General features: G+C 47.6%; 15 protein-coding genes. 11 read left to right on the top strand and 4 right to left on the bottom strand.

Features of this window, described 5'->3' with window-relative positions:
* Window positions 1–345 precede the first annotated feature (345 nt).
* The 7 genes from AB7U36_RS06390 to AB7U36_RS06360 all read left to right on the top strand — a co-directional run bounded on the left by AB7U36_RS06390 (window position 346) and on the right by AB7U36_RS06360 (window position 8,228).
* Window positions 346–603, top strand: coding sequence for a DUF3303 domain-containing protein (locus AB7U36_RS06390; RefSeq protein WP_428158962.1), 258 nt, complete (start codon window positions 346–348; stop codon window positions 601–603).
* Between the two features lie 16 nt (window positions 604–619).
* The gene (locus AB7U36_RS06385; RefSeq protein ID WP_428158961.1) at window positions 620–1,864 is read left to right on the top strand and encodes a radical SAM protein; all 1,245 of its coding nucleotides are present in this window, start codon (window positions 620–622) and stop codon (window positions 1,862–1,864) included.
* 12 nt (window positions 1,865–1,876) lie between these two features.
* Window positions 1,877–3,280 (top strand): ATP-binding protein, encoded by a 1,404-nt coding sequence (locus AB7U36_RS06380; RefSeq protein ID WP_428158960.1) that lies wholly within the window; start codon window positions 1,877–1,879, stop codon window positions 3,278–3,280.
* Window positions 3,281–3,286: 6 nt separating this feature from the next.
* Window positions 3,287–4,693 carry a sigma-54-dependent transcriptional regulator gene (locus AB7U36_RS06375; RefSeq protein WP_428158959.1) on the top strand — a complete coding sequence of 469 codons (1,407 nt, stop codon included), beginning with the start codon at window positions 3,287–3,289 and terminating at the stop codon, window positions 4,691–4,693.
* A 547-nt stretch (window positions 4,694–5,240) separates the two neighbouring features.
* Window positions 5,241–5,903, top strand: coding sequence for a YdjY domain-containing protein (locus tag AB7U36_RS06370; RefSeq protein WP_428158958.1), 663 nt, complete (start codon window positions 5,241–5,243; stop codon window positions 5,901–5,903).
* On the top strand, window positions 5,900–7,084 hold the full coding sequence (locus AB7U36_RS06365; protein WP_428158957.1) for a prenyltransferase/squalene oxidase repeat-containing protein: 1,185 nt from the start codon (window positions 5,900–5,902) through the stop codon (window positions 7,082–7,084). The genes AB7U36_RS06370 and AB7U36_RS06365 overlap by 4 nt, the downstream gene beginning before the upstream one ends.
* Window positions 7,085–7,223: 139 nt before the next feature.
* Window positions 7,224–8,228 carry a methyltransferase gene (locus tag AB7U36_RS06360; RefSeq protein WP_428158956.1) on the top strand — a complete coding sequence of 335 codons (1,005 nt, stop codon included), beginning with the start codon at window positions 7,224–7,226 and terminating at the stop codon, window positions 8,226–8,228.
* Window positions 8,229–8,262: 34 nt separating this feature from the next.
* Here AB7U36_RS06360 and AB7U36_RS06355 read toward each other — a convergent pair whose 3' ends face one another.
* From AB7U36_RS06355 to AB7U36_RS06345, 3 genes are all read right to left on the bottom strand, one after another.
* Complete coding sequence (locus AB7U36_RS06355) at window positions 8,263–8,928, bottom strand: hypothetical protein (RefSeq protein ID WP_428158955.1); 666 nt, start codon at window positions 8,926–8,928, stop codon at window positions 8,263–8,265.
* A gap of 201 nt (window positions 8,929–9,129) precedes the next feature.
* Window positions 9,130–9,879: a PEP-CTERM sorting domain-containing protein gene (locus AB7U36_RS06350; protein ID WP_428158954.1), complete on the bottom strand. Its 750-nt coding sequence runs from the start codon at window positions 9,877–9,879 to the stop codon at window positions 9,130–9,132.
* A gap of 128 nt (window positions 9,880–10,007) precedes the next feature.
* Complete coding sequence (locus tag AB7U36_RS06345; RefSeq protein WP_428158953.1) at window positions 10,008–11,660, bottom strand: thrombospondin type 3 repeat-containing protein; 1,653 nt, start codon at window positions 11,658–11,660, stop codon at window positions 10,008–10,010.
* A gap of 514 nt (window positions 11,661–12,174) precedes the next feature.
* Between AB7U36_RS06345 and AB7U36_RS06340 the strand changes: the two genes are divergently transcribed.
* The 4 genes from AB7U36_RS06340 to AB7U36_RS06325 are packed head-to-tail and all read left to right on the top strand — an operon-like array spanning window position 12,175 to window position 16,077.
* The gene (locus AB7U36_RS06340; protein ID WP_428158952.1) at window positions 12,175–13,014 is read left to right on the top strand and encodes a sugar phosphate isomerase/epimerase family protein; all 840 of its coding nucleotides are present in this window, start codon (window positions 12,175–12,177) and stop codon (window positions 13,012–13,014) included.
* Complete coding sequence (locus AB7U36_RS06335) at window positions 12,998–13,885, top strand: UbiA family prenyltransferase (protein WP_428158951.1); 888 nt, start codon at window positions 12,998–13,000, stop codon at window positions 13,883–13,885. The genes AB7U36_RS06340 and AB7U36_RS06335 overlap by 17 nt, the downstream gene beginning before the upstream one ends.
* Before the next feature lie 13 nt (window positions 13,886–13,898).
* Entirely contained in the window at window positions 13,899–15,245 is a 1,347-nt protein-coding gene (locus AB7U36_RS06330) for an alkaline phosphatase family protein (protein WP_428158950.1), read from the top strand.
* Entirely contained in the window at window positions 15,238–16,077 is an 840-nt protein-coding gene (locus tag AB7U36_RS06325) for a sugar phosphate isomerase/epimerase family protein (RefSeq protein ID WP_428158949.1), read from the top strand. The genes AB7U36_RS06330 and AB7U36_RS06325 overlap by 8 nt, the downstream gene beginning before the upstream one ends.
* Before the next feature lie 19 nt (window positions 16,078–16,096).
* On the opposite strand, the gene AB7U36_RS06320 is transcribed toward AB7U36_RS06325, so the two are convergent.
* On the bottom strand, window positions 16,097–17,293 hold the full coding sequence (locus AB7U36_RS06320; protein ID WP_428158948.1) for an inositol-3-phosphate synthase: 1,197 nt from the start codon (window positions 17,291–17,293) through the stop codon (window positions 16,097–16,099).
* Between the last annotated feature and the right edge of the window lie 508 nt (window positions 17,294–17,801).

Here is a 17,801-nt window from a genome sequence, read left to right as displayed (position 1 = left end):
TCATTTTCAATCCTTTATTTACAGCTTATTAACATAAGACCATTTTTTCAAATTTTTGTACAATAGAAGTAGGGTGACATTCAATAGCTTCTATAAAGCCAACAAAATAGAAAATCAGCAGATACTTGGTAGAAAGTTATCCAAGATAACTTGGCATGATTTGAGTCAAATGTTTAATGATTTTTCATGCAATCTCCCTGTGGAATCTGAGAGGCCAGGTTGACTATTTAATGAAGATTCAATAAAATACTTAGGAAAATAAATTTATAAAACGTCAACCACTTGACCGCAATACCGAATCTCCTTTGGTATTGAATGAAACCATGGAACATCTGGGAGATAAACATGAAAATCATGCAAGTCAGTAGAATGAAAGCGCTGAACAAGGACCAGCAAAACGCCTTCCATGCTGAATTAGAACGTTTCTACGCCGCACCGCCCAAGGATTTGATAATTGTCGCGGATTATGTTGCAACAGATCAGTCCCGTTCCTTCACGCTGCTTGAAGTTCCGGATCTTGAGCGGCTTCATGAAATTAACCAACCGTTTACTCCGTTTGTGGATTATGAAATTTTTGAAGTCAGACCGGCCACCGACAAATAGACCAAAGGAGAAAAAAGTGACCACAACCTTGTCCCGGCTAACCCGGCAATATCCTGCACTGCCTCCAGCTGTTGTAATGAAGACTGCCCTTTTATCCATCGGAGTTCGCTTCGACCCCTTGATGGTTGAAGCCGCCCGGACAGCTCTTCCCGATTTTCGACCCCATACTCTGCCGGACGGATCCAAGGTTCAGGTGCCTTATTTAATGAAACTGGAAAACGGATCTCTTGTCAGACTGCGGTGCAGTGAAGAGAGCCCCTTCACGATTAAACATCAGGAAGGACTCTCTTTTCTGCTTCTCGACGAAGGGGCGCCTTTCATTCAATTTTCTTTTGCCAATCGTCCTATATGGCACGACCAGACTGCATCGGACGGTACGCCGTTAAATGCCTGCGGCCTGAATCAACATGGGGATATGATGGTGTTGAACCTGACACCCGCATGCGAATACTGGAGTACCCCCCGAAATGAAAGCAACCTGTCCGATATCCGGAACAAACGCTCTTACCGTTGTGCTTTTTGTGGGTATGGCCTGCCGGATGAGCGCAGCCGTGCGCTTGGCCAGAAAGAAGGACAGGCAACCATTCCCCCCCTTAGCATGAAGCATGCTGCCGAGGCCGTTTCCAAGGGCATTGAGGCCGGCGCCAGACATCTTTATCTCACGGGCGGATCCATGCTTGACCCGGAGCTGGAAGCCGACCGCTACCTGAGTATCGTTAGCGGCCTTCGGGATGTTGCAAAGGATGTCTATCTGGCTGTGGGCTCCCAGGCTCTGCCCCCCAGCCGGTTGAAAGAATTAAAGGCAGCCGGTGCCGACGGGGTCTGTTTCAATCTGGAAGTCTGGGACCGCAAGGTCTGGCAGCACGTATGCCCCGGCAAATCTAAATTTTTCACACGCGACATGTGGGAAAACTCCCTGGTGCAAGCCGTATCTGTTTTCGGAAAAACCAATGTGCATACAGCTTTTGTCATTGGTGCCGAAATGGTTTTCGAGAATACGCTGAAGGATCCGGAAACCGCGCTGCACTCCAACCTTGAAGGGGTGCGCTGGCTCCTTTCCAGGGACATTCATCCAATTCTCTCGCTTTTCTGGCCTTTTGTGGGGACGGACATGGAGGGTGCGGCCGGACCGGATCTTCACTTCCTGCTGCGTTTGTTTTCCGGCGTTCACGAATTGCGACTGGAATTGAACAAACCCTTCCCGGGCAACCTTGCCTGCAAGCGCTGTCTTTACATGCAAGTTGAAGGAGATTTCGAATAACAGCTTACTTCCATGAGACCGAGCGTGTTCAGTTTCAAGCCCAAAAGGATTCTTTACCGAATTATTTTACCCTTTACATTATTATTTGCCATCACTTCCATTTTTTCATGGTTGTTTTCAGCCTACCTCATCACCCGCTATCTGGATCAGATTCTAAAATCCCAAATGGAACAGGTGGCCAGCGCCGTATCAAAATCAAGCTATATTTTGAATCCTGCGGTACTTTACCAGATAAAAGAGATCATCAAATCCGATATTGTTCTTTTTGACAAGGACGGCCGCACTATCAGAAGTACTTTTCCCACTGACACGGACCTGTCCGCTTTTCGTTTCTTGATTCAAGGTGATAAAAACAGAGATTTTGAAGAGATGGATCTTAATTTTAATGGGGAGCAATACCGAACCGTCATCAACCCGCTCGTTCTAACCGATACCGGCCTTGCATTCCTTTCCATCTGGATGCCGAAACGTGATATGGCGCAGTTGCGAACCGGTATCATTATCGGTCTCGGGTGCATCTGTTTGTTCGGGATACTGACCATGGCCGTTATCGCTTATATCATTGCCAGGACGATCACGGCACCTGTTGAGGCATTGGCCGGGGTGACCGAAAAAATTGCGCTGGGGGATTTCACCAAAAGAGCCGAGGTCAACGGCATTGATGAAATCGGTAGACTGGGCATCTCCTTCAACCATATGATCGACCAGGTCAAAGCATTTGAAAAGCAACTGGTCGAATCCGAAAAGCTGGCTACGGCTGGCCAGATGGCAGCAGGGCTGGCCCATGAAATACGCAATCCCTTGACGAGTATCAAGATGTTCGGGCAGGTGCTTCAGAAACGGCTGAAAGACCGTCCGGAAGATGAGAAAACATTTCTTTTACTGGTTAAGGAAATCGACCGCCTGGATCGTATCATTCAGGAAATCATCGATAGAGCCAACCCCGGAAAATTGCATCTTGAAAAACATAATCCGAACAAGGTGCTAAATGAGGTCATTGACATAGCAGGGCAAAGCCTCAACGCCCAGCACATCAAAGTTCAAAAAAATTTCTCACCACATCTCCCGGAAATCTTGATGGATGCTGAGAAAATAAAAAGCGTCCTATGGAACCTCGTACTAAACGCAAAGGATGCCATGCCAAAGGGAGGGGAAATTATTTTTACGACCCGGATCAACGCCAACGACGCTGTAGAAGTCATCATTGAAGATTCTGGACTTGGTATTGACGTTGAAAGTGAGGAAAGGCTCTTTCAGCCCTTTTTCACTACCAAACCGGAAGGAATGGGGCTCGGCCTTAACATCAGCCGTAAAATCATAAAAATACACGGTGGCAGCCTTACTTTGAAGAACCGGGAAGAAAGTGGTAAAAACGGCACTAAGGCATTAATCTCATTTCCTGCCAAAGGAGAATGATACCGGATGACACCAATATTGGTCGTTGATGATGAAGAGATGATTCGTATTGCCTTTGAGACATTTCTCAAAGATGAAGGCTACGTGTCTTTGTCAACCGGAGATGCTGACAGCGCCATGGTACTGATCAAAGAACACCGGCCTGAAATTGTTTTTCTCGATTACCGGCTTCCAGGAAAAGACGGGCTCGATCTTCTTAAGGAAATCCGCTCGGCTGAACCCGATGCCGCGGTTATTTTCATGACTGCCTTTGGCGCCATGGACGTTGCGATTAAAGCCATGCAACTGGGCGCCTATGAGTACCTTGGCAAACCGCTTGACCTGAAGAAGGTCCACGCCATCATTAAACGAATACTGCAAGGGAAAAAAAACCTTGAATTGACCGAAAAAGATGTAACACCGGGCAACCCGGCCGCCTTGGGGCAGATTATCGGTAACAGCCCTGCAATGCAGGAAGTTTTTAAAATGATCGGCCTGCTGACAACTCAGGATGTAACCGTGTTGATTACAGGAGAAAGCGGCGTCGGTAAGGAAATGGTAGCAAGGGCCATCCATGAAAACAGTCCACGCAAGCATAAGCCGTTTGTTGCCGTTAATTGTGGCGCCATGCCTGAAAACCTGCTTGAAGCGGAAATGTTCGGTTATGAAAAAGGCGCTTTTACAGGCGCTGAGAATCGAAAACCCGGCAAGTTTGAATTTGCCGGGGGCGGCACCATATTTTTGGATGAGATTGGAGAAATGCAGTTTTCCCTACAGGTTAAACTGCTCAGAGTGCTTCAGGAAAAGGTTTTTGAAAGGATTGGCGGCAACACGCCCATACAAGCCGACGCAAGAATTATTGCCGCTACGAATAAAGATTTATTTAAAGAAGTGGTTGTCGGCCGTTTCAGAAAAGATTTGTTTTATCGTATTCACTTGATTAATGTTCACCTGCCCCCGTTGAGGGAGCGCCGTGAAGACATTGGTCTGCTGGTCGATCATTTTATTCAAAAAGGCAGTGTGGATCTGGGACGGACAATACGGGGAGTGACCCGAGAAGCCATGGAACGGCTGGCCGGGTATGACTGGCCGGGAAATGTCAGGGAACTTGAAAATCAGATCAAACGTGCCATGGTTATTTCCAGGGAAAACGTTCTTCCGGAATACGCGTTTGAGTTGAATTCAGATTATCCGCAGGTGGGGGATGATTCCGCAATCCAACCATTGGATATGGCGGTACGAAATCAATTCGAAATGCTGTTAAAAAGCAAGGAATCCGATCAGGCCATCTTTGGAAATGTGATAGGATCAGTTGAAAAAATATTGATCAAAGAAGCACTTGATCGAACAAACCACAATCAGGCCAATGCAGCCCAGCTTCTGGGGCTGCATCGGTCAACATTGCGTAAAAAATGCAAGGATCATGACATCTGATCCCATAAGGTATTTTTTGTCCATCAGTGGCCAAAAAATATCACTTCAACGATCATTTTCAGTCAAACTTCGATATATTTTTTTATAACTATTTGTCTTTTAATCTTATTTAAATTTTTTAAATCAGTTATTCAAATTGGCAAGGTATTTGCAAATATAACATTCAGATACTTTAACCCCCAATTTAAGTATGCAAATTTCTTCTTTGTCTATCGGCCCGTAAAGCCAAACAAGCTTTACGGACCGATTCCCCTTTTTCATCCAGGTTCGAGACAACAAAGGGGGAAAGATCTCTTTAGGTTACAGAGACTTTCCTATAACAGCCATGGGCTGACCTGACATATCAACTGCCAGGCATAGCCCACAACAAAGCTTGAAAGATCTGAGTAACTTACCCAGACTTTCTGACAAACTTGCCATGCGGCCGGCCCGGTCTTTTGCTGCGGTCTGCCGCATAAATTTAATTAAGAGATGGCGGCATTACCAATCATGCAGGAGGACCACATTGGGCACAGTAACACATCATGTTTTTCTCATATGCTTCATCTTGACGGTCAGTTTTGCTGCTCCGGTTGTTTGCGGAGAGGTCAAACAGACGGTCAATGCCGATGATACGAATATCATCCAATTAAATAATATTTTTATCGACAAAAAAGAAAAAGAGATCCGGATAAAAGCACAACTTGCCATCAAAGAAGGAATCCTGGAATATTTTCTGGTCGGAAATGAGGGGAAAACCTATGAAAGCGTATTAAAAGTTGTTGATTGCAAACCCTCGGACTTGAATTTTGCTTTGTTACTCATCGGATGCAAACCGATGAATTTTGAAACAATGCTTGACTTGATTCGAGACACTGACGGAAGAAAAAAACTACTCAAAAATTACAAAGACAGCTTACTGGAACTTGAAATCATTTCCGCCGGCAAAAAAATGGAACTGCAGCAGTTGATGCGAAACCGGGAAAGTACAACAGATCCCCTGCTCTGGGTCTATACCGGGGGGCTTTTTATTAAGGATCACGGCTATGCCGGTGATCTGGAACTGAGTTATATCAGTGTCTGGCCTGACCCCACAACCCCTGTCAATCTGTTCGCAAAAAACGGCAATCCCTATGGCGGGGATTTTGGATTTGAAGTCAACAAACGCAATACCGCGTTAAAAATAGATCAAAATTTCGAAATATTAATCAGGAGAAGACAACCATTATGAAAAAACAGTTCGTAATTATTATTGCCACCGCACTATTTGCCGTTACAACCATCTGCACGGGTGCCGAACAGCAGATGAGATTCATAACCGCTTTAAATTCATCCCCCAATTTGAGTTTGTTGAAAGAATCAAAACACACCCTCAAGCTGGCCCATGAATACCTGCTGAAATCTCAATTGCCAAATGGTTCATGGCAAGACAACCCCGCCATTACAGCACTCGTGCTCTATTCTTTCATGCTGCAGCCGACTTACAATCCGGACGAAAACAGCACAGCTGCCCTTGCACATGGATTCAAATATCTCGAGACCTTTGTCAAGCCAGACGGCTCCATCTACAAGGAAGAATACCGAAATTATATGACGGCCGTCTGCCTGATGGCCTTTGCCCAGAGCAAACAGGAAAAGTATGCAACCATCATTGAAAATGCGAAAAAATTTCTGATTAAATTTCAACTGGACGAGACCGAAGGGATAGACAAGGACAATCCCTTCTACGGCGGCATCGGATACGGCGGTGATGACCGGCCGGATCTTTCCAATACGCAATTTGCCCTAGATGCCATCAAGGCTGCTGAAGATTATGAAGACCTCTACACCAAAATCACCCTTAAAAATAAGGATCAAATGGAAAAAGAGGAAGTCGAGCTGGGTTTGCACTGGAAAAAAGCCCTGGTATTTCTAGGGCGCTGCCAGAATGTTAAATCAGTCAATGATATGCCCTATGCGGTAAATGACGGCGGCTTTATCTATGAAACAGGCACTTATAAAAAAGAACGAAGCCACTCCTACGGTTCCATGACCTATGCGGGTGTCAAAAGCCTGTTGTATGCGAAAATTGATAAAAATGATATCCGGGTCAAGTCCGCTGTCTCCTGGATCACAAACAACTACACACTGGAAGAAAATCCCGGCTTCGGCCAGGACGCCTTGTACTACTATTACATGACCTTTGCCAAATGCCTGGATGCCCTCGGCGAAGATGTTATAGAAGACAAGGAGGGGGTCAGGCATCACTGGCGCGAGGAATTGATTAAAAAACTGATCTCCAAGCAGCATGAAGACGGGTACTGGGTACACACACATGCCCGATATCTGCACAATGTAAAGGACCTGGTTACGGCTTATGGCATCATCAGCATCAAGTATTCGCTGAGCAACCTGATCCAGGAAAAGATTTGACTTATACACCATCCCTATCGTTTTTGCCTGTATCCTTACTTGGATCTTCATTGGATAGGCAACCCACTGAAGGACGTAACATTATTGCGTCCTTCCCAACTTTTTTTCGCTTGTACCTGTTTTGTATTAAGGAGTCGTTATGCTGCAAAACCCCGATAGAATCCTGGAATTGGCCAGTGTTTTTTATGATTCATGTATATTGTTCACCGCTTCGGACCTGGGGGTCTTCAACAAACTGGACGAACTTGGGGCCGCCACGTCGGATACGTTGGCAGAGACGCTTTCACTTAATCCGCGTGGCGCCCGCCTGATCATGGACGGCTGCGTGGCTGTCGGCCTTCTCGAAAAGAGAGGCGATTCATATCACAACAGCGCGCTCAGCAGCACGTTTCTTGTACCCGGCAAGCCGGGCGACCTGTCCGAGGCCATCCGGTATAATCGGGATGTGTATGCGGCCTGGGGAAATCTGGCGCAGCTGGTCAAAACCGGCTGCCCTGTGGAAAGGCCGCAACTGCACCTGGGCAACAATGAGGATCGAACCCGAACCTTTGTCTTGTCCATGCATGCCAGGGCCCTGTGGATGGGGCGTGCCGTAATCCCGATGATGGATCTGTCGGGCAGAAAAAGGTTACTGGATGTAGGCGGCGGTCCAGGGACTTTTTCCGTTTTGTTCGCCCGGGCATACCCTGGTCTGACCTGTACCGTTCTTGACCTGCCGGATATTGTGAAAATCGCCCAGGAACTGATCGAGGAGCAGCAGATGGAAGATCGGGTGATCACCCTGCCCGGGGATTATCATACCACCGCGTTTCCTGAAAATAACGATGTGGTTAATATCCTGGGCGTCCTGCACCAGGAATCTCCGGAATCGATACAAGGCCTCCTGAAAAAAGCCTATAACGCAATGGTGCCAGGGGGGCTCATCCATGTAATGGATGTCATGACCGATGCCACCCACACATCCCCCAAATTTTCGGCCCTTTTCGCGGTCAATATGGCCCTTACCACCGATAACGGCTGGGTGTTTTCAGACCAGGAACTCAAAGACTGGCTTGCCACTGCCGGCTTTGTGCGGATATCGGTCCAGACATTGCCGGCGCCCATGCCCCACTGGCTCGTATCCGCTCAGAAACCATCGTCATAGATAGATATTTTGGGGCTTGAGGAGAGAAGATGCGTCAGTGAAGCTCAATATAAATGGGATTTTTATTGGCCCGGGCAATGCGGATCATGCCATGGGTTTCGCCTGGAATGTTCTGCAGCGTGTCAATAAGTTCCCTGGCTGTTTTGACGGTTTTTCCGTTCACATTCTGAATTTGGTCGCCATCTCTCAGGCCGATCAGATAGAAGAAGGAATCCGGTTTCACCGACTGTATTCGTAAGTGGGCCATTTCGATATCGGATTCCTGGATGGCTTCTACCGCAATCTGCTCCACCAGTTTGTCACTATCCTCAACCACCCGGGCAAACCAGGATTGCTGGAAGTTCTTCATATGGTCATCTTGCGACTCCTGCTGGGGCAGGTCGGCAGGCGCGGCTTCAAAACGCTGTAATGCACTATCACCATAAACCATGATGCGAACAGGAACAAAGTCATCGCCTGTCTTGGTATAGGTCAGGGCATAATTTTTCTGATGCAAAAGCCGTTGAAGGCAGGATTCCACAGTCACGCCTTTCAGGTTCACGGAAACAAGGTCTTCCAGCGGATCTTTTGTTTCTACGACAACTCCCGTTTCATCGGAGATGGCCTTCAGGATGTCAATGAGCGGTACCTGGTCCGCGTGGATATCAAGCAGCGGGGCGCTTACCTCGATATTGACCGAAGCGGTCTTTGCAGCAGTCACGTTATATCCCTGAAGACTGAAAAGTATGATTACGCTTGAACATATCAGAATTTGAAGCAATAGACCTCTTTGGACTGGTTGCTTGTCTGTCATGGCTGAAAACCTGGCTCCTGTAATTTCTAATGTACAAAAAAACAGAGGGGATGCGGTTATTGCAACCGCATCCCGTCTGTCATTATCAATGGCTGAAAAAAATGAAATCTATGCTCTTTTTTTCCTTGTCACCCCACAAATCCCCAGCAGGCCAACGCCCATCAGCAGCATGGTGGTTGGCTCTGGAACGGCTGTCTGGTGGAAATTTTGATCAATCCAATTGACATTAACGATTCCGCCGTCACTGGCCAAAAAGATATCTTTTTTCACCCAAATTTCCGACAGGGGATCAAATGACGCTGAATCCGAACCATTAAGTGGCCCTGGTGAAGAGACCGCAACCCACGGATCAAAACTTGTCACATCGCCTCCAGACAGAGGATCAAATGCTGCACTATTCGTGGCAATGTCATCCCCGATAGCCACACTGCTATCCTCACCCTCGATTAATCCATCAACGGCCAGAGAAACACTGTCAATTTGATACAAGGGATCCAGCACCGACACCTTGAAGGTGAATTCAACGTCAAGCAAGTTAAAATCATCTACAGAAAATGCAGGGGCGCCGCTATCGGTTTGGAACCTGATCCCGGGATTCATGGGGTCAGCACCCAGTCCGATAACTTCGATGGTGGAGACATCAAAAATAGAGACGTCATACCCAGTGAGTATATTAAAGCTGTCTATTACCTCATAACTCCAGTCGCTGAAAAGCTTGTCCCCTACCTGGATCGAACCATCTCCATAACCATCACCATCACTATCAATTAGCAGTTCGGTCATCATGGTCGCATTGCCCGTACCGGAGACCCCGATGACCAAGAACAGCGCCAATAATATCATTCTCAGTTTTTTCATATTTTTCTTACCTCCTATTTTTTTGGGATGCCGCCTGTGACATCTTTTACTTAATATTTGTATGCGGCCGCAAAGGGGGAAACCGTCATATTGGAGCGAACACCTTTGCGACCGTGGTTACATTGGTTTTATGGAGTTATAAGACGAAGACAGATCTTGACGTCTTTCAGGGTGATCAAGTTGTCACGATCCGGGTCCATGGGATCGTTTGGATCGTTTGCCGGCTGGCCTATCTTTCTATATATCAGCAGTGTGTCAGCCCGATCGATATCTCCGTCATCATCCGCGTCGCAAACGGTAATGTCTGGCGGTTCACACGCATCGCCCACGCCGTCACCGTCGGCATCCGCCTGGTCGGGGTTAGTCGTATCCGGGCAGTTGTCGCAGACATCACCCACGCCGTCAAGATCCATATCTTCCTGGTTGGGATTGGGTGTCTGCACGCAATTGTCCTCATCATCGCAGACCCCGTCATCATCCGTATCCAGGCAGGCGCCACCCAATGATCTTTGCAGCACCAGGATGGCATACGCCTGACCGCTGTAGGTATTCCACACACCGTGATTGATCGGCGTAACGCCGTTATTGCGATACGATGATGCCGTAAACCGTCCGGCTGCGTCCTGCTGCGTCATCAGGCTATAGGCATAGTCGTAATACCAGCGGGGTATTTCCGCGTTGTAGAAACCTGCACCACCCGCACCGCGTTGCGGAACCCGCACGTCTGTCAAGGGATCCCGGTGTGCAAGTCGGTAATCAGCTCGATCCAAAGTGATCGGTGCATTAGGCAGCGTCCCCAGGTCTGTGGTCGTTATGTTCCCGGCATTGGGTGTGGCACCCGAATCTTCAATCAGGGTGTACGCTTTGGATGATGACCATAGGTAATAATAATAGGACGCAGTCCAGGAATTATATGCGGCGTAAATGGTCTGATAGTTGTAATTCTGGTACTGCCAATTTAAAAATCTCTGCGCCGCGACATCGTTAAGGCCGGCGCCACCGAGCAGGCTGCACCACAATGCCGATGCGGTTTGCTGGTAGGAGCTGGGATAACCGGTTCTTTGATAACCATGCCCGCCATCACCTCTTTGATTGGCCGCATATGCGTCTCTGGTCCGGGCAAGTGTGGTATCGATCTGTGCCACGCGACTGCCTGGATCGCCCTCGCTGAGATAATAGGCCTTGGCCGATGCCAGTCCTGCAACGGCAAACTGGGTTGTGGAAGAATCGCTGCCGTTGCCTGAATATCCCCAGTAACCGGCACTATTAGCAGTACTGGGTAGACCTGGTGTTTGCGCTGCAATAGTCTGATCGACCAGCTTATCAATGGCCGCTCTTAAGCTAACAAAACCAGTGCCCGCCGGCAGAGGCCCGCCGGTTCTGGCATACAAGGACAGCGCCATCATGTTCTGTCCATGGTAATAAGCATAGAAACCATAGCTATTTACTCTGGCAGCGCCGTAGTTTGCATCCGTAAGAATCTGAAAAACCGCAGCCTCGGCAAGCGCTTTGTCAGCAGCCGATGAATTTGCATACCCCAACACTGCAGCGTCGAAATCGGCACTGGCGCGCTTCTCCAACAGCGCCAGCAGGCAGAGCCCTCTGGCTTCTCTATTGCCGGAACCGGTAAAAGCATTTTGGTTGCGCAAATAGTCCAGACCGTCATCAATGGCGTCAGTGACGTCCACTCCGAACGGGGTGGCCGACCATACGGCGGGCACTGTCATACCCAAACAGAGCCCGACCACTAAAATTGATAAAAAAACCTTTTTCATTTTCATATGCAATTTCTCCTTTCACTGTCTTTTTTAATATCCCCCAAATTTTCTTTTAAATAACACTCCAGCTTCAAGATACTTTGTCCCCTTTATTTTGATTTTTTACCACCTCCTTTAATTAAGCGTTACAGCAAACTATTTACAATGAAATCTATGATATAAGGCGTGTTTGCATATTTCATACCAAATTCATAGCGCTGAATTCATACTCTATCTTACTGTAATTTCATCTATTTTTCATAGGGTAGTTAAAGCCTGATTCGATTGCGAATTTTTTTATCCACTTTTATTTATTTTTTTTCATAAAATATGGCACAGACTACCCCATATCCCCGATTATTTAAAAGACATATCAATGCCTGTAATTTACCTTTTTGGACATATTTCAACAAGACGGTTGACGGAAGCCGCTCATTTGATTATTCATGTGAGAAAAAAACAACCCTGTGCTGGTCAATGTTCATGCCCTGGGAGGATGGAACATGATGAGCACCCCTTGAATTAGGACTGGTTTTGTATGAATTTTGCCTTCAGCACCAATGCGTTTCGCAATTTTTCCTTTGAAGCGGCTGCCCAGGCGATATCAGCGGCCGGATACCAGGGGATCGAAATCATGTGCGATACCCCCCATGCCTGGCCAGACGATCTGTCAGATGGGGATATCGTTAACATAAAGGAAACGCTTGAAAAAAACCGGCTTGAAATATCCAACCTCAACGCCTTTATGATGTGTGCGGTTCAAGACTTCCACCATCCGTCCTGGATTGAGAAAGATCCGGAATTCAGGCAGGTACGGATTGATTATACCAGAAAATGTATTGATCTGGCGCACCGGCTCGGTGCAAAAACCATTTCCACTGAACCCGGCGGCCCCCTGGAGGGAATGCCCCGGGATACTGCCATGCAGATGTTCATTGACGGACTTCAACAGATACTCGGGCATGCCAGGGAAAAAGATATCACCGTGCTGGTGGAACCGGAGCCCGACCTGTTAATTGAAACCTCAGATCAGTATCTGGCGCTGATCGGTCAATTCAGCCATCCCAATCTTGCGTTGAATTTTGACGTCGGTCATTTTTACTGTGTCGGTGAAGACCCCGTGGAAACCGTTTTCAAACTCAAAGACCATACCCGCCATTACCACCTGGAGGATATCCCTGATACCCGGGAACACCGGCATATCATCCCGGGCCAGGGCGGAATTGATATCAGCGGTGTCCTTTCCGCAATCCGTCAGACCGGCTATTCTGGATTCATCACCCTTGAACTGTATCCCTATCTGGATGAACCGCAGGTAACTTCGGCCCGGGCAAAAGCCGTAATTGATGCAATGTTGCCCAATGAACAGATCGGTTGAAATGAACAGATCGGTTAAAAATTACCTGGAACTGATCCGTCTGCCGGGCATATTCACTGCCCAAGCCGACATCCTGGCAGGATGGATGATATCCGGGGCAGCCTTTTCATGGCCCCTTTTCTATCTGATGCTTGCCACATCCTGCTTATTCAGCGCGGGCATGGCGCTGAATGACTATTTTGATTATCATATTGACGTCCGGGAAAGGCCCGGGCGCGTGCTGCCGTCGGGCCGCATTTCCCGGAAATCCGCCTTGCGCCTGGGAATACTGCTGCTTGCGGCGGGTCTGTTTTTTGCCTTTGCCGCCGGATGGCGGCCATTTTTAGTGAGTGTGGCCCTTGCCTGCGCCATTCTGCTGTATGACGGCCTTTATAAGGACGGTTCCGTTACCGGTCCTGTTTTCATGGCCTCCTGCCGGTATTTCAATCTGCTCATGGCGTTGGCCCTTGCCCCGTTTGAAGGATGGGGCATGATACCGCTGATAACCGGTATTTACATTTTCGGCGTCACCGTCTTGAGCAGCAAGGAGGTTGACGGCGGAAAAGCCACTGTGCAGACAGGTATATGCGCACTTTGCACAGGGATTGTGTGGTTGATGGTCTACGCTCTGTTTTTATCCGGAATCCTGCCAAACTTCACCGGCGTCATTCTTTGTGCAGTGTTTTCCATGGTTTTATCAACCAGGGTACTGGCGCTTTTGACGGAACATCGTCCCAAAGATTTTCAGCAGGCCATAAAAATCATGCTTTTGTCGATTATTTTTCTTGATATAGTGATCGCTTCCGGATTTGTGCCAGTCTACAAATCCGCGATTCTTTTGTTATTGCTTATACCGGCAAAGCTGAGTGTCCGGATCTTTAAAGTCACCTGAAAGGAGTGATAGGATGTCCAACTACCTTTTCTGTTTTGATATCGTGGGTCTCTCCCCAACGCTGCTGGCAAAATTACAAAAAATGGAACATGTTTCCAGGCTTGCGCCACAAAGCCGGACCGCCGATATGGAGCCGGTATTTCCCTGTCTGACGCTCCCGGGACAGGCCTCTTTTTTTACCGGTACCTGGCCCGCTGAGCACGGTATCATTGCCAACGGGTTTTATGACCGGGACCGGTTCGAGGTCAGCTTCTGGGACCAGTACCGAACACTGGTGCAGGCCAGGCCTGTCTGGGAAAGGCTTAAAGAGAAAAATTCGAATTGTAAAACCGCCCTCCTGTTCTGCCAGAATACCCTTTACGGCCATGCCGATATGATCGTTACCCCAAAACCCATGCATACGGATGAAGGTCTGGTTCAGTGGTGCTATTCAAAACCGGTGGGGCTTTATGAACAGCTGTGCGGGGACCTTGGTCAGCCGTTTAATCTCATGGATTACTGGGGTCCTTTTGCATCACATAAATCATCGGAATGGATTATGGCTGCCGCCCAAAATGTGGTGGTGAACCACAAGCCCAATTTTATGGCCGTCTATATTCCCCACCTTGACTATTCGTGCCAGAAGTACGGACCGGAAAATCCGCGGGTTGATGAAGACCTGGCCGTCATCGACCGCCTGATCGGCGGTTTCATGGAAAGCCTTGAAAAGGCAGGAATCCTGGAGCAAAGCACGCTGTGTCTGTTCAGCGAATACTCTTTGTTTCCTGTTACCGGCGCAGTGGAACCGAACAAAATTCTGCGCAGAAACGGTTTTCTGTCCGTTCGCACCATTAATGGAAAAGAATATCTGGACTTTGAGATGAGCCGGGCGTTTGCCATGGTGGATCACCAGGCGGCCCACATTTTTATCAATGACAGGACAGCACTTGACCCGGTCAAAAAACTGCTTGAAACCACCGATGGGGTGGACCAGGTTCTGGACAATGACGGGAAAAAGGCGCATCATGTTGATCACCCAAGGTCCGGTGACCTTGTGGCTGTTTCCGATCCGGACAAATGGTTTGCCTACTACTGGTGGGAGACAAAGGAAGCAGCCCCCGATTTTGCAGAACATATCGATATCCATCGAAAACCCGGTTATGACCCGGTAGAACTGTTTATGAACAAAGAAACGTTTAAAATACCCCTGAAACCTGGACTGATCAAAGGTTCCCATGGAGCGCCGCCATCGGGCGGATACGGGATGGCAGCCATCATGCTGTGGGGAAAGGGTGTTCGTCAGATTGCGCTGCCGCAGGTTGTAAAAACGGTTGATGTCTCTGACATCCTGGAAAAATTACTGGAAACGGCCCATGTTTAAGCTGGGCTATAACACCAACGGATTTGCCAGTCACAGCCTCTTATCCGCCATCGACGTCATCAGCAGCCAGGGCTACAAGAGCATTGCCATTACCATTGATCATCATAGCCTGAACCCTTTTGACGCCCATTTTCAAGAGCAGCTGAACCAGGTAAAGGAGAAACTGGCTGCCTGTCACCTCTCCTCCATCATTGAGACCGGTGCCCGTTTTCTGCTTAACCCGATGGTAAAGCACGACCCCACCCTTGTTTCGGAAACGGCTGAAAAACGGAACATCCGGATCAAATTTATCCAGGATTGTATCCATATCGCATCACAGCTCCAGTCTGATGCCGTATCGGTCTGGTCGGGACAAAAGCCCCCGGACATCAATGAATCACAGGCTTGGGAATGGCTTGTTCAAGGGTGCCGTACCATCTGCCGGAGTGCGGCCGAAACAGGTGTCCTTATCGCATTTGAGCCTGAACCGGGAATGATGATTGAAAACATGGAACAGTTTTTTAAACTGAAACAGGCCGTTGGACATCCTGCTTTCAAGCTTACGCTGGATCTCGGCCATGCCTTTATAACCGAAAAGAGCGTTCCGGATACACTGAAGGTGTTTAAGGAAGATATTATCAACATCCATCTGGAAGACATGAAAAAAGATGTACACGACCATCTGTTTTTCGGTGAAGGGGAGATGGATTTCAAGGAAATATTTGATACGCTGCACGATATCGGCTATTCCGGTCAGGTTAATGTGGAGTTAAGTCGGCACAGCCATGATGCCGTTACCATATCCGGAAAGGCTTTGCACTTTTTGCGTGGCAGCCTTTCAAATATTTCCTGATAAATTATTCTGGTGTTTCCTATTCCTCTTTGACCTTACTGCAGTATTCTTCCAGAAACTGGAACTGTTTTCCCAAAGCGTGCTCATCGACCCCCCATGGAGATTTAAAAAACGATGCCAGGTGAGTCATCAATCCGTATTCCCCTCTTTGAAGCGCCAGGATACCAAATCGCGCCAGATCCAGAACAAGCGGCGCGGCCAGCGCTGAGTCACATCCCTGCCAGGTAAACTGAAGGCTCATGGCGGTGTTCAAAAAACCCTTGAAGTGAATAAAATCCCAGGCTGTTTTCCTGTCTCCCAAGGAGGGAACATAATCAATGGTGACTTTTGAATGGGGGGGGTATCCCAGGATATGCGGCAGAAGCCTGTCTTTACTTTTTATTTTTGTTGATCCGTTCTCTTTGTTCTGCAGCACCTGCCCGTCCATGTTTCCCAGAAGGTTATACCCTTCCCAGCTCATCACTTCCAGATTGCGCATGGCAAACAGAGGGGCCAGTGCCGATTTGACAAGGGTTTCCCCGGTTTTTCCATCACAACCCATCAACGGTACCTGATACTGGTTCGCCAGATCCACGAGTCCCTGGGACAGCCCGCCTTCGGAGGGAGTAAAATTTATATAGACACACTTGGATACAATGGCTGCATAGGCATAAATCAGGCTCGGCCGGACACTTTCCACCCGGTTTTCCTTGATAAGGTTCTCAATCGCCCGAATTGATCCCAGGGCCTCGGGGTCTTGAAGCGGCGGTTCAGTGGAAGCCAGATTAACGACAACGACCTGATCAAGGCTGTTTTCGGAACGAAATCGTTGAATGTCGTTTTTCACCTTGTCAATGCTGTCTGACAGGCTTTCAGAAACAAACACACACTTTTTAACCGACAGGTCATCTATGGCACAGCCCGCATTAATGGCAATGCCAGGAAAGGCCCGTTCCTGAATTTTCTTCAATTTTTTTTTAATATCCGCCAACGCCTGGAAGTCATCAATTCCAGTGTCTTTTAATACCTTTTTGGGGTCATGGAAAGGGCGGATATCCCATCCGCCAAAAACAATATCCGAAAAATCGAAAAAAGAAATGCCGTCAAGGGCTTTTTTTTGGGTCACCAGTCCGATGGGGGGGCACAGCTTTTTTTCAAGCGCCAGACACCCGGCCATCGCAGTGGTTGACAAATGTCCACACAAGCCGACAAACATGATACCTTTTTTAGAACCCATACACACCTCTATAACCGCTATAAACAAATTTAGCGAGCTTCTACCATTTAACCTGATAGATAGCAACGACGGATCATATCACCTTAATAAAAATCACCCCGGGTTAATACAGGGACGATTCCAAACTATGATTTTCAAAGCAAATTAAATACCAACGCATGATCATATATCTGGCACTACTTAAAAATAAATATAACTATTTGGAAATAATAATATTTTTACATAATAATTTGACCCTACTCATTTTTTATCACAAATATAAAAGAAAAAAATTGTGAACTTTAATTCACAATTTATGTAATATGTGTAACTATTTGGGTTAGTCATAATTTTTTTCTTCCACCCCCCCCCCAAAAAAAAATGACTAACCCGAATAGTTACTGATATGTAGTATCTGCTGATTTTCTCCTATATGAAGAAGATAGCCTTGACCCCCTTTTAAGACCTTCATTAAAAAATCATGGTAAAAAAAGACTTGTTAGGGGTTTAGAGCGTTTTTTAAGGCAAT

The sequence above is a fragment of the Desulfobacter sp. genome, from assembly GCF_050177295.1.
This window is presented reverse-complemented; position numbering and strand designations above follow the sequence as displayed.